The 21,558-nt window shown below is 45.9% G+C and carries 18 protein-coding genes and 1 pseudogene; 13 read left to right on the forward strand and 6 right to left on the reverse strand.

Annotation, left to right across the window (positions count from 1 at the left end; all coding sequences use genetic code 11):
• The first annotated feature begins 8 nt into the window (after positions 1–8).
• Genes BBC0122_RS05460 through BBC0122_RS05470 form a run of 3 tightly spaced genes read left to right on the forward strand, consistent with a single transcriptional unit; the run spans position 9 to position 2,423 of the window.
• Positions 9–848 carry an ABC transporter ATP-binding protein gene (locus tag BBC0122_RS05460; RefSeq protein WP_077992013.1) on the forward strand — a complete coding sequence of 280 codons (840 nt, stop codon included), beginning with the start codon at positions 9–11 and terminating at the stop codon, positions 846–848.
• A gap of 1 nt (position 849) precedes the next feature.
• The gene (locus BBC0122_RS05465) at positions 850–1,815 is read left to right on the forward strand and encodes an MlaD family protein (protein WP_077992014.1); all 966 of its coding nucleotides are present in this window, start codon (positions 850–852) and stop codon (positions 1,813–1,815) included.
• Positions 1,812–2,423 (forward strand): ABC-type transport auxiliary lipoprotein family protein, encoded by a 612-nt coding sequence (locus BBC0122_RS05470; RefSeq protein ID WP_077992016.1) that lies wholly within the window; start codon positions 1,812–1,814, stop codon positions 2,421–2,423. Before BBC0122_RS05465 ends, BBC0122_RS05470 begins: the two co-directional genes overlap by 4 nt.
• Before the next feature lie 638 nt (positions 2,424–3,061).
• Here BBC0122_RS05470 and BBC0122_RS05475 read toward each other — a convergent pair.
• Positions 3,062–8,089 (reverse strand): apolipoprotein A-IV repeat region-like domain-containing protein, encoded by a 5,028-nt coding sequence (locus tag BBC0122_RS05475; protein ID WP_077992018.1) that lies wholly within the window; start codon positions 8,087–8,089, stop codon positions 3,062–3,064.
• A gap of 199 nt (positions 8,090–8,288) precedes the next feature.
• Between BBC0122_RS05475 and BBC0122_RS05480 the strand changes: the two genes are divergently transcribed.
• Positions 8,289–8,612 (forward strand): 2Fe-2S iron-sulfur cluster-binding protein, encoded by a 324-nt coding sequence (locus BBC0122_RS05480; RefSeq protein WP_077994525.1) that lies wholly within the window; start codon positions 8,289–8,291, stop codon positions 8,610–8,612.
• 3 nt (positions 8,613–8,615) lie between these two features.
• Here BBC0122_RS05480 and BBC0122_RS05485 read toward each other — a convergent pair whose 3' ends face one another.
• Positions 8,616–9,242, reverse strand: a complete 627-nt coding sequence (locus BBC0122_RS05485; RefSeq protein WP_077992019.1) for a DUF922 domain-containing Zn-dependent protease — start codon at positions 9,240–9,242, stop codon at positions 8,616–8,618.
• Positions 9,243–9,347: 105 nt separating this feature from the next.
• Between BBC0122_RS05485 and folP the strand changes: the two genes are divergently transcribed.
• The 3 genes and pseudogenes from folP to BBC0122_RS13355 all read left to right on the forward strand — a co-directional run.
• Positions 9,348–10,187 (forward strand): dihydropteroate synthase, encoded by an 840-nt coding sequence (gene folP, locus BBC0122_RS05490; protein WP_077992021.1) that lies wholly within the window; start codon positions 9,348–9,350, stop codon positions 10,185–10,187.
• Between the two features lie 5 nt (positions 10,188–10,192).
• A complete protein-coding gene (folK, locus tag BBC0122_RS05495; RefSeq protein ID WP_077992022.1) occupies positions 10,193–10,729 on the forward strand; it encodes a 2-amino-4-hydroxy-6-hydroxymethyldihydropteridine diphosphokinase in 537 nt (178 codons plus the stop codon).
• Between the two features lie 123 nt (positions 10,730–10,852).
• Positions 10,853–11,311 (forward strand): annotated as a pseudogene (locus tag BBC0122_RS13355) (hypothetical protein); the annotation flags it as partial.
• A gap of 104 nt (positions 11,312–11,415) precedes the next feature.
• Here the strand turns inward: BBC0122_RS13355 and cobJ are convergent.
• The 4 genes from cobJ to cobG form a co-directional block, all read right to left on the reverse strand.
• The gene (gene cobJ / locus BBC0122_RS05505) at positions 11,416–12,714 is read right to left on the reverse strand and encodes a precorrin-3B C(17)-methyltransferase (RefSeq protein WP_225868157.1); all 1,299 of its coding nucleotides are present in this window, start codon (positions 12,712–12,714) and stop codon (positions 11,416–11,418) included.
• Between the two features lie 140 nt (positions 12,715–12,854).
• The gene (locus BBC0122_RS05510; RefSeq protein ID WP_077992024.1) at positions 12,855–13,595 is read right to left on the reverse strand and encodes a precorrin-2 C(20)-methyltransferase; all 741 of its coding nucleotides are present in this window, start codon (positions 13,593–13,595) and stop codon (positions 12,855–12,857) included.
• Positions 13,592–14,218 carry a precorrin-8X methylmutase gene (locus BBC0122_RS05515; protein WP_077992025.1) on the reverse strand — a complete coding sequence of 209 codons (627 nt, stop codon included), beginning with the start codon at positions 14,216–14,218 and terminating at the stop codon, positions 13,592–13,594. Before BBC0122_RS05515 ends, BBC0122_RS05510 begins: the two co-directional genes overlap by 4 nt.
• Positions 14,211–15,605: a precorrin-3B synthase gene (gene cobG / locus BBC0122_RS05520; RefSeq protein ID WP_077992027.1), complete on the reverse strand. Its 1,395-nt coding sequence runs from the start codon at positions 15,603–15,605 to the stop codon at positions 14,211–14,213. The genes BBC0122_RS05515 and cobG overlap by 8 nt, the downstream gene beginning before the upstream one ends.
• A gap of 71 nt (positions 15,606–15,676) precedes the next feature.
• Between cobG and cbiE the strand changes: the two genes are divergently transcribed.
• From cbiE to BBC0122_RS05550, 6 genes are all read left to right on the forward strand, one after another.
• Positions 15,677–16,891, forward strand: coding sequence for a precorrin-6y C5,15-methyltransferase (decarboxylating) subunit CbiE (cbiE, locus tag BBC0122_RS05525; protein ID WP_077992033.1), 1,215 nt, complete (start codon positions 15,677–15,679; stop codon positions 16,889–16,891).
• Positions 16,892–17,018: 127 nt separating this feature from the next.
• Positions 17,019–17,261 (forward strand): RNA chaperone Hfq, encoded by a 243-nt coding sequence (gene hfq / locus BBC0122_RS05530; protein ID WP_077992035.1) that lies wholly within the window; start codon positions 17,019–17,021, stop codon positions 17,259–17,261.
• A 103-nt stretch (positions 17,262–17,364) separates the two neighbouring features.
• The gene (gene hflX / locus BBC0122_RS05535; RefSeq protein WP_077992037.1) at positions 17,365–18,711 is read left to right on the forward strand and encodes a GTPase HflX; all 1,347 of its coding nucleotides are present in this window, start codon (positions 17,365–17,367) and stop codon (positions 18,709–18,711) included.
• 28 nt (positions 18,712–18,739) lie between these two features.
• A complete protein-coding gene (locus BBC0122_RS05540) occupies positions 18,740–19,285 on the forward strand; it encodes a gamma carbonic anhydrase family protein (RefSeq protein ID WP_077992038.1) in 546 nt (181 codons plus the stop codon).
• Between the two features lie 66 nt (positions 19,286–19,351).
• Complete coding sequence (locus tag BBC0122_RS05545) at positions 19,352–20,335, forward strand: bile acid:sodium symporter family protein (RefSeq protein ID WP_077992040.1); 984 nt, start codon at positions 19,352–19,354, stop codon at positions 20,333–20,335.
• A complete protein-coding gene (locus BBC0122_RS05550) occupies positions 20,295–21,134 on the forward strand; it encodes a class I SAM-dependent methyltransferase (protein WP_077994528.1) in 840 nt (279 codons plus the stop codon). The genes BBC0122_RS05545 and BBC0122_RS05550 overlap by 41 nt, the downstream gene beginning before the upstream one ends.
• Positions 21,135–21,558 lie beyond the last annotated feature (424 nt).

Raw genomic sequence — 21,558 nt, forward strand, 5'->3', positions numbered from 1 at the left:
GTTTTAAGGTGAAAAGAGCCAAACGAAACCATTCGACACTGGATCTCACAACCGATGAAATCATTTCGGTTCGTGATGTTACAGTGCAGTTCGGCAGCAAGAAAGTTCTCGATGGACTTAATCTCGATATTCACCGTGGTGAAATTCTTGGGTTCATAGGACCATCGGGTGCCGGAAAATCCGTGTTAATGAGAACAATTCTGGGGCTTAATAAAAAAGTATCCGGACATATCAAAATTCTGGGACAGGATATTGATGAAATTTCAGACAATGAAAAAGTCGAGATTGATATGCGTATGGGCGTATTATTCCAACATGGCGCCTTGTTTTCGGCATTGAATGTCTTGGAAAATATACAGGTTCCCATGCGCGAATACCTGGATTTATCGCCGAAATTGATGGACGAACTTGCGAGATTGAAAATTTCTCTGGTCGGGCTGGAGGCCGATACGGCCGAAAAATATCCTTCTGAGCTTTCAGGTGGTATGATTAAACGTGCAGCACTTGCGCGTGCTTTGGCACTCGACCCGCATATTGTGTTTCTTGATGAACCGACATCCGGCCTTGACCCGATCGGTGCGGCAGATTTCGATCTTCTTATTGAAGATTTACGCGACACTATGGGATTAACTGTATATATGGTAACACACGACCTTGATAGCCTCTACGCTGTTTGTGACAGAATAGCGGTTCTCGGTCATAAAAAGGTTATGGTTGAAGGTACGATAGAGGATATGTTGAAGTTTGACGATCCATGGGTTCAATCGTATTTTCGTGGAAAACGGGCAAGGCAGATTGTTCCGCATAAACGCCACCCCGAACCTGAAATAAAAGAGACGGCAGAGTAAGATGGAAACCAGAGCAGATTATGTGACAGTCGGTATCTTCACTGTGGTGACGCTTATCGCTGCTTTTATGATCGTTTATTTCATTGCCCGAATGGGTGATTCCCACCAGCTCGAACCTTTGGATGTCCGCATTCCCGGCTCTGTTACCGGATTGGGCGAAAGCAGTCAGGTATTCTTTAACGGTATACGCGTTGGTACCGTGCGCCGCCTTGTTCTCGATGACACCAACCCCAATATGGTTATCGCAAAAACAGAGATTAACGGCACAACGCCGATAACCCGCTCGACAGTTGCAACATTGGGATTTCAAGGGTTGACGGGACTTGCTTTTATCGAACTTAAAGGTGGTAGCTTGAAAGAACCGAATCTCCTCGAAGAGGCAAAGAAAGAAGATACAGTTGCACGTATTGATGCCGATCCTTCAACATTCAACAATCTTCTGGCAACCGCACAAGATATTTTTGCCCGTGCAAATTCGACATTGGGCGAAATGGAACGATTTATGAAGGATTCACGCGAGCCTCTTACAGAAACGATAAAAAATACCCGCAATTTCTCTGCGACGTTGAACAACAACACCGACAATGTTCAAAAAATTCTTGATGATACCAGACAGATGATGGCGCGACTGAATACCGCCTCGGAAAAAGCCGATTCCATTATGGCCAAGCTTGACAATATGCTCTCGCCGGATAACCGGAACAGTGTCATTGTTCAGGCTCAACAAACCTTGGCCTCTATTCAAAAGGCGGCCGATACTATAAACGAACATATAGGACCTATCGCCAATAATCTGGAACGTTTTTCGGGGCAGGGGTTACGAAATGTCGAGGCTCTTGTCAGTGATAGCCGTCGTTCGGTTGACCGGATAGAAAGAGCCATTTCGGATTTGGAACGTGATCCACAACGCGTGTTATTCGGCGGGACGGGGACTGTTCCACAATATGACGGGAGAACACGTCGATGATAACAGAACGGAAAAAAGTCAGTCGGTTTCTCTCGGTTTCTTTGGGAATCATGTTTACTGCATCGGTTCTTTCCGCCTGTGGTACACCTTCACGCGACACTTATGATCTATCAATCGGCAATGCCACGCTTGAGGGCGCGCAAAAACATCCGAAAATACAAATTCTGGTTGAACAACCGGATGCCGTTAAAGCACTTGACGGACAGGACATTGTTGTCAAACAGGGCGGTTCTATTTCCTATCTGAAACGGGCCCAATGGAGCGATCGTCTCCCCGATCTTGTTCAGGCACGTCTCATTCAAGCTTATGACAATAGCAATCATTTCGGCGGTGTCGGGCGTCCGGGAGACGGCTTGGCTATCAATTATCGAATCCTCTCGGACATTCGTTCATTTGACGTCAATGTTATGAATGGGCATAATGTGGCGACCCTTGAGATTGCCGTAAAAATTATGGATGACAGAAACGGTAATATAAAAGCGCAGAAAGTTTTCACGGCCAATTCACCTGTATCGGGTACAAACAACAATCAATATGCTGCCGCTCTGGATAATGCTTTCAAAAAAATTACCAATGATATTGTCAACTGGACAGTTTCGTCTATTTAGCCAAGGGTTTTTAGCTGGTTTCGCAAATCATAATGCTGCAAGCCACTCGCTCAACGAGCTTGCGCCTGCTTTTTCGTGATATGGCTGAACAGCCGATAGGAAGAGATTTCGCTGTGGCAGCGTGGCGTAGTGCATATTGTTAGAATAGGCGAATACCACGCTTACGCAGGCAGATTTCCGCTATTATTTTAAAGCCGCAGTTTTCTTAACATCTCTACAAAATACGGATAGTGGCGGGGTAGATGATGAAGCCATCACTCACGGATTAAAGACTGCCGAATTGCCTTTTGGAGGATAAATATTCATCCTTCCTGAAAACCGGCGGGAATACCGGTTTCAAACAAAATATTTCATTTCGGAGACTTCGATTTTTCAGGTATTTTTGTGCATTCCCAAAAAACAGATTTCCGGTGCGCCGGAGCTGAACGGCAGCGCAATCTGGTAACCAAAAACAGAGAGCTTGATTATCTCGTCAAAAAACAGGAAGCTTGAGGATTTTCAAGAGCGCAAAAAAGCGGTAGATCGTGCCGAATTAATCAAGATTCCGGTTCTCGGCTTCAAGAATAACGTTCAAGCGATATTGTTAACCCGATCTGTCTAAGACAAAAAAGGGAGCCTAAGGCTCCCCTCTTTTCAACTTACTGGATGCGTCCACTTGCATGGGCAAGCATTGTATAAACCTTGCCTGTATCCGAAGTCAGATATTTACGTATTGTTTCCCGATCGCCGGTTTCTCTCGAAACATCACGTAACAATTTTTCAAAATCGGCAATGTATTGATTGACCGAACGGCGGAACTCACTGTCAACGAGATATTTTTGGCGAATTTTCTCGAATGTCTTCTGACCACTTAAAGTGTAGAGACGTTGTGTATAGATGTTCCGTTGACCGCGACGATAATGATCCCAAAGCTGAACTGCTGCATTATGATCTATCGCGCGGACAATATCGACAGAAAGCGAATTCAGCGATTCAATCACATGATCGGCAGGGCGGGGCTGCTCGACTTTGGTCAGTGTTGCGACATCGGGTTCATCTCCACGTGATGCGCGAGCCAGCAGGTTTGAAACCCACCCATCTCTCGCCGGAGGTGTTGTCGTTACCTTTGCAGCAGCAGGAGCCGGCTTTGCAGCGAAATTCTGCTTGAACATCGGCATTGTACGAGGCTTTTCGTCAAAAGACGGAGCCGCAGTCCTTAAATTCGCGCTGGAAGAGGCAGGGCGCGAAAAATTATTGCTTTGTGCGGTTTGCTGCATCAATACCGAAAGTTCTTGCAACGCATTGATCTGGTCGGTTACCGCGTGACGCATCTGGTCTGCAGATTCCCTCGTTTGTACCGGCAGTTGACGAATCGTATTATTCAAACTGTCGCTTGTCTTTTCAAGTTCGTCCTTGATTGATTGGGTGGCGTGACGAATTTCATCAGTCGCATTGGAGAATTTTGAAGAAGCAACGACCACCATTTCATTGAGACTCTGTTGCAGTCTGAATGCTGAATCGCGTGTGCTTTGGTCGGTTTCTTTCAATGCTGCCCCGATTGCTTCTTCATAATGGGCGATAACTTGACTGATTTCTTCCGACTTTGCCATCAATGCATTGCTCAATTGAGCCAAAGCATTCTGCTTCTCTTCAACTGTGCCGCTGAACGACGACTGGGATTGTTCAAGCATTTGAACTGCCTGACTGAGAACACCGGCATGTTGATCGATATTCTGCGACATCTGGTTGATTTGTTCGAGAGTATTGCCTGACAAGCCTTGCAGAAGCTCGAAATTATTGCTGAGCATCTGGCTGGAATTGTTGATATTCTCGGCAATCTGGTTGCTGTTTTGATAGAACGCATTTGCCGTTTCACTGAGTTGACCGTCAATGTTCTGGATTGAAGCGATCAACGAATTAGCATTGGCACCGATATTCTGCGCAGATTGATCCATTTGCGCCAGTAGACCGGATACATTGCCAAGGAAGTCATCTTTTGCACCCGAAACAGCCTGTAGCGTTTCCGACGTACGTTGTGCCAGTGCATTCAGTAATGCGTCGTTCTGCGCCTGCATGCGTTGCTCGGTTTCTTGTGTCGCCGAGCTGAGTTGGTCGTTAAACTGCGTGGCCATATTACCGATTGATTGTGTGGCTTGCTGAGCTGTCTGACCGAGATTTTCTGCAACGCTTGCCAGTTGCTGAACATTACCGGCAATTTGGCTCGAAGCACTGGCGAATACATTGTTGACGTTTTCGCCAACGCTATTCAATTGATAACCGATATTATTCTGCAATTGCTGCATCGTTTCGTTCAGCATATTAGAACGTTCCGACAACGACTGTTCGATGGACTGGGCTGAAGCTTCGATGACAGAGTTAAAACGCTCGGCTTGCTGGTTGATAATCCCTTCAGCGCGAGACATTTCCGTATCTAAAGTTGTTGTCAATGTCTGTCCGGCTTCGTTGAAACGGCTTGCTGCTTCATTAATTCTGGAATCGAGTGAAGAGAGAATATTATCTCCGGCTTCGGCAAGTGCCTTGCCAACATTATCCGACTGTTCTGTAAGACTGGATACAGCACGTTGCCCTGAAGCAGTGAGAACGCCCTCGGCTTTTACTGCAACATCGGCAAAGGACGAGACAAATTCCTGACTGATGTCGGAAATTCTCGAATGAACCTTATCTGTCTCGCTATTCAATGTCGAAAGAATACCATCACTCATATTGGTAAGCGTAGATTGGAGTTTTGCCGCTTCGTCATTGAAAGAGGAAAGTACCTGATTACCCGATTGGGAGAGCATGGCAGAAGCCTTGTCTGTCACTTCGGTGAGTGAAACTTTTAATGTTTCATTTGAATTTTCGATGACGTTGCGGGTTTTTTCAGTCTCTTCGGCGATTGACGTTGTCAATCCGTTACCGGCCGCCGAAAGAACGTCTGAAGCTTTTTGTGTTGCCTCTCCAAGGCTATTGACAAGTTTGTCATTGGCCTCTGTCAGCAAGGAATGTGCCTTGTCTGTTTGGCTCGACAAATTCGTAACGAGACTACCGCTCGACTGGGAAATCAACTCGGCAGCCTTTTTAGCTTCATTACTGAAAACTTCCGATGCGGCCGCTATATTGTCACGCAAATCTCCCGCGAGAGAGACAGCAGAATCTTCCAAAGTTGTTTTGACATTATGAACGCCGACTTCCAATGCTTTTTGCATGGTCTGGGTGCGTTCGTCGAGGATCGCCGTCTGTTCGGAGAATGAACGTGTAATGCCTTCATTGTTCTCGGTCACAATGTTTTTCAGTTCATCGGACCTTTGCCCCAGCAAATTGCTTTGGACTTCCAACGAACGGGTGACTTCGCCCAAGGTGGTGGTAAGGCTGTTTTCCAACTCTCTGGCGCGTTCGGTTATCGTATTGGAGCTGGTTGTCAGGCTTTTATTCATAGAACCGATACGCTCGTCGACGGATGCCAACAATGAATCATTGGAAACAGCCAATGCTTTTTCGAGCATTTCGGTGTGATTTTTCAAAGTATCCAGATGATTTGTGAACGTAGATTTCAACGATTCACTATTGCTGCTAATAGCATCCTGAACTTTCAAAACCTGATTGCCGACGGTTTCGTTAAAAGTTGCATCACCTTTTGCAATGACATCCTTGATGTAATCAATGCGTTCCTCAAGTACACGCGCTTGATCGGCCAGAACTTCATTGAGCGCAGAGCTGTTGACGGTGAGGGAATCCCTCAAAGCATCAGCTCTGGTGTCGATATTGCGCGTTTGCGTATCCAGCAATTCGTTGGCTGTCTCAAAACTTTTTTCGATAGCCGCTTGTAGTGCTCCGGTGCGTTGTTCAATACCCTCGACATAGCCCTGCGAACGTTTGTCGAGCATTTCAACATTTTTAACCATAACTTCTTCAATACCGGTTACATGTTGTGAAAGCACGTCGATCTGGCCTTTTACAATCGCAGAAAGCTTATCTGTTTCGCCACCCAGCATTTCGGTGATGAGTTCACGACCTTCGGCGATCTGTGATTTGAACGCTTCGGCGCGGTTCTTGAGCATATCGCCAAGCGAAATGTCCAAACCGGCTATTTGGTCGGCAAGTATTTTTTTGCCGTCATCAACAGTCGTGAGAAAATCATTACGACCGGATGTGAACGCATTGGCAATATCAATGGCACGGGCTTTAAGTGTTTCATTTATTTCTGACGCACGTGAATCGAGTACTCCGCCAAGCTTCTCGGTGTTTTCTTCAAGCTCTTGAGCGCGTTTAATAAATGAATCGATTATCGTGTTGCCTCGTTCGTCCAACGATTTGTCGACGTCGGACAAGCGTTTTTCAAATGCTGCGATAGCTGCTGTTGTTGCATTGTCAAATTCGGCCGACAATGTGTTTGCATGGCTGCCCAGCTTGGATATTCTTTCGTCAAACGTGGATAATACGCGTTCGGTTGCAGCTTGCATCCGCTGTCCGAGTTCTTCGGCTCGCTGTTCTGCTTGCTCGGCCCCCTGATTGAAACTTGACGATATTTTCGCACTGTTGGATTCAAGCCGTTCGGTCGCGTTATTCACGCTTTGCTCTAAATTATTGTAGAGTTCGGAATTCTGTTTTTGCAATTCCTCGGCAGTCTGACGGAACTTTTCGGCAAGTTCACCACTGACACCTTCGCCGACTTCGGCAAGGCGTGCAACGAGATCTTCTCCCTGTTGCTGGAGTGATTTTGTCAGTGTTTTTGTGACGTTTTCAACATTGGCGGAAATGTTGGAGGTAATGAGGCCAAATTCCTTGCCCAGCTCGTTTTGCGTTCCGCGAATGGTTGATTGTACACGATCGGCATGGCCAAGAATCGCCTCGCGTTCTGTGCTCAATTCACTGATAAGATTATGAATGCGTGATTCGTTTTCTGTATAAGCGCGTTCAAGGTTTTGTACTTCACCCTGAATAAGTGCTTCCAGTTCTACCGCACGCGACAACGTCCGTTCGATGCCTTCGTTCATAGCGGCGACTTCCTGACGGATCGTCTTGCCTAACGAAACAGCATGTTCCTCTGTCGATTGCGGATGGCTTAGTCGTAATGCAGCGTCGCTGACCGCGGCCGCAATATTCTTGAGTTCGCTCGAACGTTTCGATAATTGTGCAAATCCCCAGAACATCAAAATAGGCACTGCCGTTCCCGCAGCCACCGCAAGACCGACAGGAGTGGTAGCAAATGCGGCAAGTCCCGCCGGTGCCAATGTATTTGCAACGTAAGCACCACCGGCTGCCCAAAGTGCACTTAAAGCTGTTGTGCTCCAATAAATGCGCGATGGTTTGTTGGTATAGGTTCCACGAACGGCGACAAGATTGAGGTCGTCATTGGCAGGGCGAGGCTGATTGGCGATCAGTGTGTCGTGAACCGTACCACCAGTTGATTCGCGCACCGGTTTTTTTCCGAAAAGGCTTTCTGCCACAGATTCGTCAACAGCCGGTCCCGCCGGACCGTTGCGTTTCGCAGACGGCGCACTTTCGGCGGCAAGTTCTTCTGTCGCTTGCGCTATCTGCTCGGCAAGGTCATCAAGATCTATGAGCCCGTTGTTTGATTGGGCAGCATTGTCTTTTGTCGGGGCATTATCGAAGTTGAAGTCTAAAGCCTGTTCAAGTGCTTCTTCTACTTCGACATCAATCTTTTCTGCCTTGGTTCTGCGTGCCATCTTAGCCTCTTTACTCTATACACATTGAAAGACGGTGGTACTTTCAATAAAGCTTGCCTATCCTAACCTTTAAGGAATTAGAAAGGAATACGTTCTTGGCTAAAGTTTGAAAAGTTTTAAGATAAAGTTAACGGAACTTCGTCAAGACTCGAAAATTCGGTAAAAAAATCCGAAGAAACAATGAGATAGGGTGATTGGTTTGGTACAGATATGTTTCGTAAACACGCGTGAACAACAGCAATTTGTTGTGGATAGCCCGTCAGGTTTGACATTGATGGAGGCAGCATTGGGAAATAATGTTCCCGGAATCGTTGCTGAATGTGGCGGAGCGTGTTCATGTGCAACATGCCACGTTTATATAGATGAGAACTGGTTGTCACGCGTCGGAGACCCGAACCCGATGGAAGATGATATGCTCGATTTTGCTTATGACAGACGTGAAAATTCCAGACTTTCATGCCAGATAACTCTTGACGAAAGTCTGGACGGTCTTGTTGTTTATATTCCGGAACGACAGGGGTGAGAATTATTTTCTCGATTGTTCGAGTTTCTGCAACCTTGCAACGAGCAAATTTATGAAACGATGTTCAAAGTTTACTGCTTCAGCCCGATCAAATTCCTTTTGCGCATTTTCGTGGTTTGCCAATATTTTATAGGTTGTTTTTTCAATGTCTTCTTTCAAGAGATTGCAATCGGTTCTGTAGGGTAAACTTTTTACCGCTCTTTCGATTTGCGAGGCATGGGCCCGCGCAATGACAATGTGGCTTTCTTCGTGACGCTGAATATCGCGGGACAAAGTGTCCCAGACGAGTGCCATTTCGATTGACTTGGTGGTTCTGCGTTGCTTCCAGCGTGGCAGAGACATTTTTGCGTGCACATCGACACTGACAGAAGCAACCTTGCAATAACGCCCGTCCTGAACCAGTTTCAAGCGTGGATCAAACGAAATTGTCGTAGCACCCGGATGATGGCTGCCTGTGCTTTTCAGATAGGGGCCTTTATGTGCCAGTCCTTTATCCAATTGTTCAGGGGTTGTGCCCGATAAAGTGTAGTAGCTGACAGTTTTATAAATTCTGGCCGCATTGGCCGTCAAACAGGACGGTATCAAGAAAATACATGTAGCAGTTAAAATACCAAAAGTTTTTTTGAACATTTTAATCTCTGTCGTTAAACGTCGTAAGTTGTTCTAGACATTTACATGAATATGCTAAAAAAGCATCTACAAAATCGGATAAATTTAAAGCAAGCAAAATACGACATGCAAAGTAGCTGGGCTATTGGACATAATAAAACTATTTTCCTTGGTACAAAATCTGTATTGATGGGGATTTTGAATGTAACGCCGGATTCATTTTCGGATGGTGGCGAACACAATTCGTTTGAAGATGCTATTCGTCACGCTGATAAAATGTTGCATGACGGAGCCATGATTATAGATGTCGGGGGGGAATCCACCCGACCGGGATTTGGCGAGATAGGCTGCGATGATGAACAGAGACGTGTTTTACCTGTTGTAGAGAGTTTGAGCGGGCAGGGTAAAGGGCTGTTGTCAATCGATACCTATCACGCCGAAACGGCGCGCCTTGCCTTGAAAGCGGGAGCACATATAATCAACGATATATGGGGGTTGCAGAAAGATCCGGAGATGGCAGAAATAATTGCCGAAGAGCAGGCCGGTATCATCATCATGCACAATTCGCGCGAACGCGTTCCGCTTCCAGATATGATCGAAGACCAGAAATTCTTTTTCGATAAATCATTGGAAATAGCCACGAAGGCCGGAATTCCGGACAATTCGATCGTGCTTGATCCGGGATTTGGCTTCGGTAAGAATTATCACGATAATCTCGCATTACTTCAGCGCGCCGCCGAACTCCGGATGTTCGGTTTTCCGTTATTGGCGGCTACTTCCCGAAAAAGGTTTCTCGGAACAATAACAGGCTACGAAAATCCGAAAATGCGCGACATTGCAACCGCTGCAACTTCGGTTCTGTTACGGCAGGCCGGTTTTTCACTTTTTCGGGTGCATAATGTGACAGATAATAAGGATGCATTGGCAATTGTTGATGCTTTATTGAATGTTGAAGAGAGCGATTAACGCTGATGAACAAGCCGAAAGCGGAAGAGCTTCGAGATAACGGTTGGAAGAGGGCGTGGCTCGGACTTGGCGGTAATATCGGAGATGTTATCAAAACACTTGGCAATGCCCTGGAAGATATGGCGCATGCACCGGCTATCCGGTTAAAAGCGGTTTCTTCCTATTACCGCACACCTCCTTGGGGAAAAACCGACCAGAATCAATTCGTCAATGTCTGTTGCGAGATCGAGACCGGCCTCTCTCCGGAAGAGCTTTTGCAATTTTGTCTGAATCTTGAAAAAAAATATGGACGGCTAAGAGAAGTCAAATGGGGTCCGAGAACGCTCGATATTGACGTGCTCGCATATGAAAATATCGACCATTATCACTCTGAAACTCTGGATATTCCCCATCCGTTGATGACGAAAAGGGCATTTGTGTTGGAGCCGTTAAATGAAATAGCTCCGGATCTCGTTATTAACGGGCGCGAAGTCAAAGCGTGGAAAAACGAATGTCAGAATGAAGGTATTGTGGTACTTCCGACACACTTCACAATCAGATGACAATGGTTTTTCATTATAGTGGTGACGCGGGCAGAAAAAATCGTTAAAGGGCATTATAATTCGATAACTTTGCGAGCGTTGTCGATTGGTCAAGCTGAAGTGTTCGCAAGCTGAGGTGTTCGTATGTCAAGCGTTTTCCCGAAATCATTTCTTATTGTTGCCGGTTTAGCAATCGCTGTATCGGGATGTACTACAACCTCGACGACAAAATCGACGGCTTCAACAAATGCTTTGGTTACCCCTATAGCAAGCAATCCGGCGCCGAAATTTCCGTCATTCACCTCGTCGGCACGGAGCGTTGCACCCGATCTTGCACAAGCATGTATCAACAGCGCGGCAAATAAATACTTTTTACCAACACGGGTTATCAAAGCGGTTGATTCTCGCAAACCCGGCGATGGCTCGACACAAGTAATCTTGAAAGTCGATTTACGTGACGCGGTCTGCACTGTCAGTGCAGGAGGTGTCGTGAAATCGGTTATAGATACATCTCCGAAAAGTGCTGACCAGATAGCAGCAGAAGCACAAGCAGCATCAGCCAAGACAGTTTCACCTAGTCGTACCGAAAACACGGTCGTTAAAACCACGCGGAAAGCCACTTCTGCAACCAACGTGTCGTCCGGTAATAAAAAGCGGTCGCAAGCAACAGCTTCTTCCGGACAATCTCTCTACTAAATTAAGCCTGTTTATTCCTTCGGGATGGGATATGATCGAGGAGTATAACTCCACGTCTTACCGGATTGTGTAAATTTTCGTGTCTGACTTGAACCGATAATGACAACAGAACGGCTTGTTATATCTTGAACGTTTACATTGGCGAGCGTCGTAATCGACGTTTGCTCGCCACTTCGGCCAATATCGGTGCCAATCATGATTAATCTTTCCGCCCCGCAATGTGCTTTAAGCATGTCGATGACATCCATTATTTTTGTAGGGCGCGCCCGCGAGACAGGATTATAAAGAGCAAGAACCAGATCGGCTTCTATTGCTGAAATAATCCGTTTTTCTATAATCTTCCATGGTTTGAGATTATCCGACAGCGAAATAACCGCAAAATCATGTCCAAGTGGTGCTCCAAAACGTGCTGCAGCGGATTGTGCGGCAGTAATGCCCGGTTCTACTCTCACGTCGACATTATTCCAGAGCGGTGAATAATGTTGGTCCAATGTTTCAAAAACGGCAGCAGCCATTGCAAATATTCCGGGGTCTCCCGATGAGATCATCGCAATTTTTTTGCCTGTTGCTGCACGATCAAGTGCGGCTTTTGCCCGTGCCAATTCCTCGCGGTTGTCGCTTGCGTGGACAATCTGGTTTGTCAGAAACGGAGCGGCCAATTTTAAATAATATTCATAGCCGAACACGTCGGTCGCTTCTTTCAAGGCATTCCGTGCAGAAAGAGTTATGCCTTCGGGGCTTCCCGATCCAATGCCGACGATTGTAAGCACTCCACGCTCTTGCGCTGGTAAAGAGACATGTTCTTCCCGTTTCCGGTAAACCAATTTTGTCGGGGAGCCATTCTGTTCTTTATTCACGTCATCAATGACGATTTTTAATGGTGCATCATTGACCAGAGGCAGCGAACCGGTATGAAACCATTGATGGTCCCCGACCAACGCGACTTTTTGTCCGTTTAAAAGCGATGAAATGAAACTTGCAGCGTCTTCTTTATTGACAAGTTCGAGATCGGCAGGAGGCAAAAGCAGATTTAACCCGAAACGCAAATATCCACTTGTGGTAATTGCCGCGTGTCCGTGAAGAATATCAGCCAATTCACCGGCGAGTTCGTTGGCTCCGGCGTTCCCTCCCAAAAGCGGTACAATGGACGAACCATCCTCGGCAATACACAAAACCGGTGGTTCATCGAATTTGTCCTTCAATAGCGGGGCGAGAATGCGAATAACGATTCCGCAGGCGCAGAATGCGACAATCGGCCGACCGGACTTGAATGCGTGCCTGATTTCATCGGAGATATTTTCTGTAAGCACAAATACGCTATGTTTAACGCGACTTGTCCGATAAATTGTGGCGTTCCTGAAACCTTCGCCTATCGCCATTGCGTGTTGAGAAGAGAAGTCAGAAAAAACAAATATCGCAATATGTTGGGAAGAATAATTAAACAATAATATCAACCTTTTTTCTGATGCGATTGCCCCGGTATCAAGATAAGCGAAAAATATGGCGCCTGTTCACTATCAACTTCCTTAAGCGGAATGATTTTTTGGTTCTCCATTGTAGCCCGTTCAATGTATAGAGCACGTTCGATCAATCCTGTTTCTGCGAGCGCTTGTCGAATTTTTTCGACATTGCGACCGACTTTCAAAATGGCAAAAGCATCGCCGTTTTTGAGGCGCTCAATAAGCTGTTGTTTTTCGAGAACACCGGACAAGACGGTGAAACTTTGATTGCGGTAGCATAATGGTACCTGAAGAACCGATGCTGCACCGAAAACAGATGAAATACCCGCAATGATTTCTGTTTTATAGCTTTTCCCAAGCCGGTCATAAATATACATGAAAGAGCTATAAAAAAGTGGGTCGCCTTCGGCTAAAACAACAACGATTTTTCCATTTTTTAAAAAGGTTTCAATAAGTTGTTCTGATTTCTTATAAAAATCGTTCAGCTTTTCCTTATAGTCATCAGAATTGCTATCCGATTGTATGGTTACCGGATAAGTCAGTGGTTGAAGGATTGCCGAGGGAGAAATCCAGCGACTTGCTATTTTGAGTGCGTTGCTATTATGCGAATCTGTTTCGTGATAGACGATGACATCGGCCGACTGTATGGCCTTCACACCTTTGACAGTGATAAGTTCAGGATCGCCGGGACCAATGCCAACACCGACAAGCTTTGCTTTTTGATCGCTCATTCGCGTTCACTCGCCAAAGCATTGATTGCAGCAGCAGCCATAGCACTACCGCCGCGCCTTCCATGAACAACAATATAGGGAATAGAAAATTTGTTCGTCGACAATGCTATTTTCGATTCTTTTGCACCTACAAACCCTACTGGACAACCAATAATTAACTTCGGTTTATCAAAGCCTTGTTCAATCAAGTTAAGAAGATGGAAGAGCGCGGTCGGTGCGTTTCCGATAACCACCACAGCATTTGACAGATAAGGTTTCCAAAGCTCGACCGCAGCGGCCGAGCGCGTATTGTGAATTTCCTTCGCGTGAGCAGGCACAGTCTCGTCGTCAAGTGTGCAGATCACACGATTATTCGCCGGCAAGCGTTTTCTTGTAACGCCTTCGGCAACCATTTTAGCATCGCATAATATTGCAGCACCACCATCAAGTGCTGTTCTGCCGATAGTGCCGGCATGGTCTGAAAATGCCATATCCTTGACAATATCAATCATGCCGCAGGCATGGATGACGCGGACAACCACTTTTTCAAGATCGGCCGGTACAGTGCTAAGATCCGCTTCCGAACGGATCGTTGCAAAAGAACGATTATATATTTCCTGACCGTCTTTGATGTAATCAAGCATTCACCTGCGCCTTTTTATTTTGTGTTTCGTTTTTCGATTGTTCTATATAGCGCACAATATCGGATATGCCCGCATTCTCGAATAAAAGTTTTCCGAATTTGGTTTTCTGCCCCGAATCTGCCCGATAGAGATTGTAAACGCCATCTTTGACAGCCAGTAACGTAAAGGGAAAAGCGACCGTTGCTACGCATGATTTCGGGCACGCAGTTAAATGTATAGAAGCGTTTTGCGAAGATGAGAGATGATCGACAAGATATTTTCCATCGCGCTGAACGTCTGACAGTGCGGAACGGCAAAATGGCGCACCGGCGCAACAATAAACATAGAGTGCCGGACTGTTTTCATCTGTCGCAAGGCCTATTCGCGAAAGTTCATTTTTTACAGATTCGGCTTCCGTCTTGGAACAATCGGATATAATTATTCCTTGATGGTGGGTAAGGCGCACCGGTGTGGCGATATTCCGTTTTTCGCCAAGTTTAGCAATTTCGCGCAATGCGCCAGATGTCAGGCGGCCAAGTTCCGGCCGCGCTCCGACGTAAAAACACCCTTCCTGCTTTTGGGGGAAAATTCCGGCGAGTGACGATTTGGCGTTGTTTCTGTTGATTGAAAACACAGGTTTGGAAATTTCACCGCCAAAGTGATTGGATAGATCGGTTAAAAACGCCTTGAATGTGGAACCGGAACAGAGATGTTTCATCCGGCTGATTGACGGATTGGCTCTGGCCACGGCAATGAATGCTTCGAGTGCAGAGCGGATAAATTCCAAAGCGTGACAAGCGCTGATATTTCCAACGGCATTGGAATTCTGTTTTTGATTATCAAGAGCGGATGAAGCAAAACCGAAATTATAAGTTTTACCATCGGGTAGGGCAGAGAGCCATATATCGGCAATGTGGTCGAGAACGCGGGTAGTTTCTCCGCCATTAATCAGAAAAGAAAATTTGGGAGACAGAACCGCAAACTCTTTTTCAAGTTGCAACATTTCCAGAAGTTCTTTTCCCAATTTTGTTGTGTCGCATGACATATCCACATCTATGCCGGCAGTTGGCGCAACCATGACATTGCGAATATCATCTCCTTCCGGCGTTAAGGGACCAAGGCCGAGCTTAAGCAGTTTGTCGATCAGCTTTTGCTCATTATTTTTTTCAACAGCCCGAATTTGAAGATTTGCTCTCGTCGTAAGCTCGATAAAACCGGTTGAAAAAGCATCTACAGCATCAGCCAAACCATTCAATTGGTCGCTTGTCACACAACCGAGTGGAAGCTTTATCCGGCAAATGCCGCCGTCATTGGCTAAGGGCATGCGAAACAATCCCGGACAGGCATATCTCCTGTCTTGAACGGCTTTAATTTTGTTTTCAATCTCGGTGGCGGGGGAATTCATCATTTTGCTTGCTCTTCAACCGTGCGGAATCTAATAAAACTAAATAGGAACAAATAGCTGACCGATCAACGTGAATGAACAAAAAACCTTGGCTTAAAATTATAGGTATCGGTGATGATGGTTGGGATGGTCTCACTCACCGCCAACAAGAAATCATCATTGACGCTACGCATATTTTCGGTGGCAAGCGACATCTCGATTTTTTACCGGACAATCTGCAAGCGGAGTTGAAAGTCTGGCCGACTCCTTTTTTGAAAGGGATAGACGAGATACTTTCGCTCAAAGGGAAAAATATTGTTGTATTGGCTAGCGGAGACCCCATGTTTTTCGGGGTAGGTGCTACTCTTTTACGTTATCTACCCGTTGACGAGGTTCTGGTTTTGCCTCATCCGTCATCATTTTCTTTGGCTGCTGCGCATCTTGGCTGGGCATTACAGGATATCATTTGCCTTTCGGTTAACGGTCGTCCCATCCGGTCGATTGTGCCACATTTACAGCCTCACAGCCGGTTTATCATCCTTTCCGAAAATGGCGAAAGTCCTTCAGCACTTGCGAAAATATTAACTGAACAAGGTTTTGGTGCGAGCACCATGGTGGTTATGGAACATCTCGCGGGAACAAAACAACGTATCCGTTCGCAAAAAGCCGATATGTTCAGTCTCGAAGACTGCGAAAATCTCAACCTTGTGGCGGTTGATTGCAAAGCGGATAATGCCGATGCAGGATATTCGTGCTGTTCCGGCTTGGCAGATAGTGCGTTTTTTAATGACGGGCAATTAACGAAACAGGACATTCGTGCGGTCACCTTGGCACATCTTGCGCCAAGGTGGGGGGAAGTTCTCTGGGATGTCGGGGCGGGAAGCGGCTCTATTTCAATCGAATGGCTGCGTGGCACAAAAGGTTCCCGTGCCTATGCAATCGAAAGAAATGCCAGACGGCAGGATATTATTTTAAAAAACGCCGATCACTTTGGTGTTATCGGGCTTCATTTGATAAAAGGCGAAGCGCCGTTTTGTTTTGATGGACTTGAACCCCCTGATGCCATTTTTATCGGTGGCGGTTTTACCCATCCCGATCTGTTCAGTCGATGTTGGCAGAGTTTGAAAAAGGGCGGTCGGATGGTGGTCAATGCTGTCACCCTTGAAACCGCTGCAATTCTTGCCGCCGAGGCGCCGAAATTGAATGCGCGACTTATTCATTTGGCACTTTCGGAAGCGGCTCCTTTAGGTCATTTCCATGTCTGGCGTAACGCACTTCCAATTACCATGATGATAGCCCGGAAACCGTGAACGGCTTGATACGGCGTTCTACTTAAAGCTGTGGGAGCGGTTGTAGTTTCACATTGACAATCGATGGTTTTTTGTTCGATATGAACAGAACAGAATTTTTGCGGTTCGAAATATAGGTATAAGAACAATGACGGAACGATCGCAGCACCTGCAGGATCTATTTTTGAATGCAGTGCGTAAACAGAAGATTTCTCTCACAATCTTTTTGGTTAATGGGGTCAAGCTTACAGGCATAGTAACATCATTCGACAATTTTTGTGTGTTGCTTCGACGTGACGGACATTCGCAGCTGGTTTATAAACATGCCATATCCACGATTATGCCCAGCCAGCCGGTGCAAATGTTTGATGACGAAGAAGACATCGAATAAGCGACATTTATTCCGGTCGGGAAGGTGTTTTGTTTGAAAAACTGTATAGGCTTGAAAAGATGGGGCATTGCCGTTTTCCGGCCTGTCAATCGGTTGACGCGTCATGACGGATGATGACAAGGCTCATAAGCTTATTTCGAGACAAACTGTAGCAACGCGGGCAATTGTCATTGTTCCCGTGATTTATGAACGGGAAAATGCCCAAAAAACCTATGAAGCTTCAACACGTTCGCGCATTGACGAAGCCGTAGGGCTTGCCGAAGCTATCCGGTTACAAGTGGTTGAAAAACTTTCTGTAAATATTGATAAACCGCGTCCGGCAACTCTTTTGGGACAAGGAAAAGTCGCCGAAATCGGAAAAATCATTGCGGAAAAAGATGTTGAATTAGCCATTATTGACTCCTCCCTGACGCCGATCCAGCAACGTAACCTCGAAAAAGAGTGGAGTTGCAAAGTCATCGACCGCACCGCACTCATTCTTGAGATATTCGGTGACAGGGCAAGAACCAAAGAAGGCGTTCTTCAGGTGGAACTTGCCCACCTCAATTACCAGAAAGGCCGATTGGTCAGAAGCTGGACGCACCTTGAAAGGCAACGCGGTGGCAGCGGCTTTCTGGGCGGACCGGGCGAAACGCAAATTGAATCGGATAGGCGTATCCTGCAGAGTAAAATTGTACGCATCAAGCGCGAGCTTGATACGGTTGTCAGAACGCGCGCCCTTCATCGTGCGAAAAGAAAAAAAGTGCCTTATCCTGTTGTCGCTCTTGTCGGTTATACAAATGCCGGCAAATCGACACTGTTCAATCGTTTGACGGGGGCCGATGTGCTCGCAAAAGACATGTTATTTGCGACACTCGATCCGACATTGCGCAAAATTATTCTGCCACATGAACAGACAGTGATGTTGTCCGATACGGTCGGTTTCATCTCCGACTTGCCGACCCATCTGGTTGCGGCATTCAGAGCAACATTGGAAGAGGTCGTTGAAGCCGACCTTATTCTTCATGTAAGAGATATGTCGGACGTTGATAACCACGCCCATGCTCAGGATGTGTTGAACATTCTTTCAAGCCTCGGCGTCAATATCGACAATCCTGACCATATCATAGAAGTCTGGAATAAAGTCGATTTACTGGATGACGTTTCGCGGGCAGCACTTGAGGATTCAGCACGCGCTTCTCTTAATCCGGTTGTAACAGTCTCTGCTTTGACCGGAGCAGGCATTGACAAACTTCTCGGCATGATTGAAAAACAGATTTCGGGTGAAATGGTCAAACGCCGGATCGTCCTCAAACCGGCCGAATATGGTTTGCTCGATTGGCTTTACAATAATGGTGAAGTCCTTGAAAAAAAGCCGGAAGACGATGGATCGCTTATTGTTACGGCAAATTTAACTGTTCAGGCGAATGATCGGCTGAATAATATGATAAAAACAAAACCTTCAGATTAATAATATTTACCTGTGAAGGGGAACGCAAATGGCTTTCTATCGGCTTGATGGCATTGATCCTGTAATTGAAGACACGGGCGCAACCTGGGTTGCGAAAAGTGCCGAAGTTATTGGAAAAGTCACATTAAAACCGCGCTCAAGTGTCTGGTTTGGCAGTGTTTTGAGGGGGGACAACGACGTGATAATAATCGGCGAGGGAACCAATATACAGGATTTGTCGGTTATTCATACGGACGCGGGAATTCCTGTTTCAATCGGCAAGAATTGTACGATCGGCCATAAAGCCCTTCTTCATGGTTGCACCATCGGTGACGGAAGTCTGATCGGGATGGGGGCAATCATCATGAACCGCGCCATTATTGGGGAAGAGTCAATTGTTGGCGCCGGTGCACTCGTTACCGAAGGAAAACAGTTTCCACCTCGATCACTTATTCTCGGCAATCCGGCACGTGTTGTGAGAAACCTGACGGATAAGGAAATCGAGGGCATAAAAGCATCCGCCTCCCATTATTATGACAATGCTCAAAGGTTCAAAAATAATCTTGTTCCTTTGTCTTTGCCTGAACAACTATAGAAGCCAGATAGGGATGGCGCTATTTTCCCGATTTTGTGCCTTCGTTTTTCAAGAAGAATAACGACAATGAAGTTTTTGCCCGACAAATTTTTAAGCGCGCTTATTCTGGCCATTATTATTGCCAGCATTGCACCTGTTTCAGGCAAAGCCGCAGAGTGGTTTTCGTTGCTGACGCAGTTTTTTGTGGGCTTGTTATTCTTCTTGCATGGCGCGAAATTGCCATGGCACGCAGTTCTCGCAGGTATTGTTCATTGGCGGCTCCATCTGACGGTCTTCCTTGCAACCTTTGTTCTTTTTCCCGTTCTGGGTATTGTTGCAGGGGCAATTGTTCCAGGACTGAAAGAATCGGCTTTCTACGCCGGTATCCTTTATTTATGTGTGTTACCTTCAACGGTGCAATCATCAATCGCTTTTACGTCTATTGCGGGTGGCAATATCCCCGCCGCAATTGTTTCTGCTTCGGCATCCAATATCTTCGGCATGTTTTTGACACCACTTCTCGTCGGTTTGTTGTTTTCTGCGGGCGGTGGTAAAGCTGCAATATCGGCAACTGCTTTTGAAAGTATTATGGTACAGTTGCTTATTCCATTTGTACTTGGGCAAATTTGCCAAAAGTGGATAGGCAATTTTATTATCCGGCACAAATCTTTGACTTCGCTTGTCGATAGAGGGTCGATCATTCTGGTTGTCTATCTTGCATTTAGCGAGGCTACAACAAGCGGATTGTGGCATACGACTAGTTGGCATGACCTTATCGTGATGGTGGTTATCGACGTGGTTTTGCTTGCTATTGTGCTTGCGATAACCTGGTATGGCTCCAAACTTTTAGGCTTTAACGAGAAAGACTGTATTACAATTACGTTTTGTGGGTCGAAAAAAAGTTTGGCAAGTGGCGCACCTATGGCGAACGCTATTTTTGCGGGGTCGGGCGGAGCAATCGGAGCTATTGTGTTACCGCTTATGTTGTTCCATCAGATACAGTTGATGGTTTGTACCATTATTGCCCGTCATTTATCGGAAAGAAGAAAAGAAATTGGACAAGACGAATAAATCCGGATTGGAACATTTTTATAATTTGGGATTATCGCTTGAAAAACAGGGTGATTTCGATAAAGCGGCCGAAGCTTACAAAAAGGCGCTCGAAGCGGATCCGGAAGATCATGGTGGAATAAAAGTAAGGCTTGCTTCTATCAATCGTGGCGAAACACCGAAAACAGCTCCCAAGGCTTATGTTGCAACTCTGTTCGATCAGAATGCCGATATGTTCGATTATATTCTTGTCGACCAATTGGGTTACGATGTTCCGCTGCAATTGCGCGAACAATTGATAAAAAACTTTCCCGACGTGAAATATGAAAAAATGCTTGATCTCGGTTGTGGAACAGGACTTTCTGCCGATGCGCTTGATGATCTGGCAAATGAAAAAACCGGTGTTGATCTTTCGGAAAACATGATTGAAATAGCCCACGAAAAGGGTGATTACCAACATTTGTTTGTGGGAGATGTAGTGGAATTTGTGAGCCGTTCGTCCGGTCAATGGGATTTGATTGTAGCTACCGATGTCCTCCCTTATATGGGAGACATTGATATATTCTTTGACAAAGTTGCTTGCCGACTCTCCAAAAACGGCGTTTTCGGATTTTCAACTGAAACTCTTGCCCAAAACGAGTTTAATGGTCTCGACTATAAAGTCGGTTCCCATCAACGCTTTGCGCATGATGAAGCCTATATCAGCAAGGAACTGAAAAAATACGGCATGAATTGTGTGAGTATCAATAACATCATTGTGCGTGCCGAGCAGGGCGAACCTGTAAACGGGCATTTGTTTATTGCTCGCAAGCAATCCTGAGTTTTATTGAAAAAGCGGTTTTCCAAGCTGTAAAAATTCGTTTTATGATTATTGTTTAATGGATAAAAATGCCGATTTCCGATTTCTTCACTATCGGGAATGTCGAGGCCTTGTACAGGGTTAAGACGAAGAGGGCTTGAAACTTCCGATCGTCTCTCAGCGGTAATGTTGCCCATAGCAGTCATTTGAAATCAATTGGAATTGAAAAAATACAACCCCGTGTGGAGTAGACGGTTCAAGATCCGGATAAATTTTTTAAAATCTGCCGACGTCAACCAATTCCGTCATTTCCAGTCCAAAACGACACTTGAAAGCAAACTTGTGTTTCCGGTTCAATTTGCCGCCAAACTTCAACAATTTTTACTTTTCACTGGAACTGTCTGATTGGCTCAATTTTATGAGCTTTCAAGTTCAACTTCATAAA

The organism is Ditibartonella choladocola, assembly GCF_002007565.1.
GTDB lineage: Bacteria > Pseudomonadota > Alphaproteobacteria > Rhizobiales > Rhizobiaceae > Bartonella > Bartonella choladocola.

Bases quoted from the DNA above. Each gene is read 5' to 3' on its own strand.
- folP (WP_077992021.1), top strand. From the start codon at position 9,348: ATGCAAAGTAGCTGGGCTATTGGACATAATAAAACTATTTTCCTTGGT.
- cbiE (WP_077992033.1), top strand. From the start codon at position 15,677: ATGAACAAAAAACCTTGGCTTAAAATTATAGGTATCGGTGATGATGGT.
- cobG (WP_077992027.1), bottom strand. From the start codon at position 15,605: ATGATGAATTCCCCCGCCACCGAGATTGAAAACAAAATTAAAGCCGTT.
- BBC0122_RS05485 (WP_077992019.1), bottom strand. From the start codon at position 9,242: ATGTTCAAAAAAACTTTTGGTATTTTAACTGCTACATGTATTTTCTTG.
- BBC0122_RS05470 (WP_077992016.1), top strand. From the start codon at position 1,812: ATGATAACAGAACGGAAAAAAGTCAGTCGGTTTCTCTCGGTTTCTTTG.
- BBC0122_RS05545 (WP_077992040.1), top strand. From the start codon at position 19,352: ATGAAGTTTTTGCCCGACAAATTTTTAAGCGCGCTTATTCTGGCCATT.
- BBC0122_RS05515 (WP_077992025.1), bottom strand. From the start codon at position 14,218: ATGCTTGATTACATCAAAGACGGTCAGGAAATATATAATCGTTCTTTT.
- hflX (WP_077992037.1), top strand. From the start codon at position 17,365: ATGACGGATGATGACAAGGCTCATAAGCTTATTTCGAGACAAACTGTA.
- hfq (WP_077992035.1), top strand. From the start codon at position 17,019: ATGACGGAACGATCGCAGCACCTGCAGGATCTATTTTTGAATGCAGTG.
- BBC0122_RS05475 (WP_077992018.1), bottom strand. From the start codon at position 8,089: ATGGCACGCAGAACCAAGGCAGAAAAGATTGATGTCGAAGTAGAAGAA.
- BBC0122_RS05540 (WP_077992038.1), top strand. From the start codon at position 18,740: ATGGCTTTCTATCGGCTTGATGGCATTGATCCTGTAATTGAAGACACG.
- BBC0122_RS05510 (WP_077992024.1), bottom strand. From the start codon at position 13,595: ATGAGCGATCAAAAAGCAAAGCTTGTCGGTGTTGGCATTGGTCCCGGC.
- folK (WP_077992022.1), top strand. From the start codon at position 10,193: ATGAACAAGCCGAAAGCGGAAGAGCTTCGAGATAACGGTTGGAAGAGG.
- BBC0122_RS05465 (WP_077992014.1), top strand. From the start codon at position 850: ATGGAAACCAGAGCAGATTATGTGACAGTCGGTATCTTCACTGTGGTG.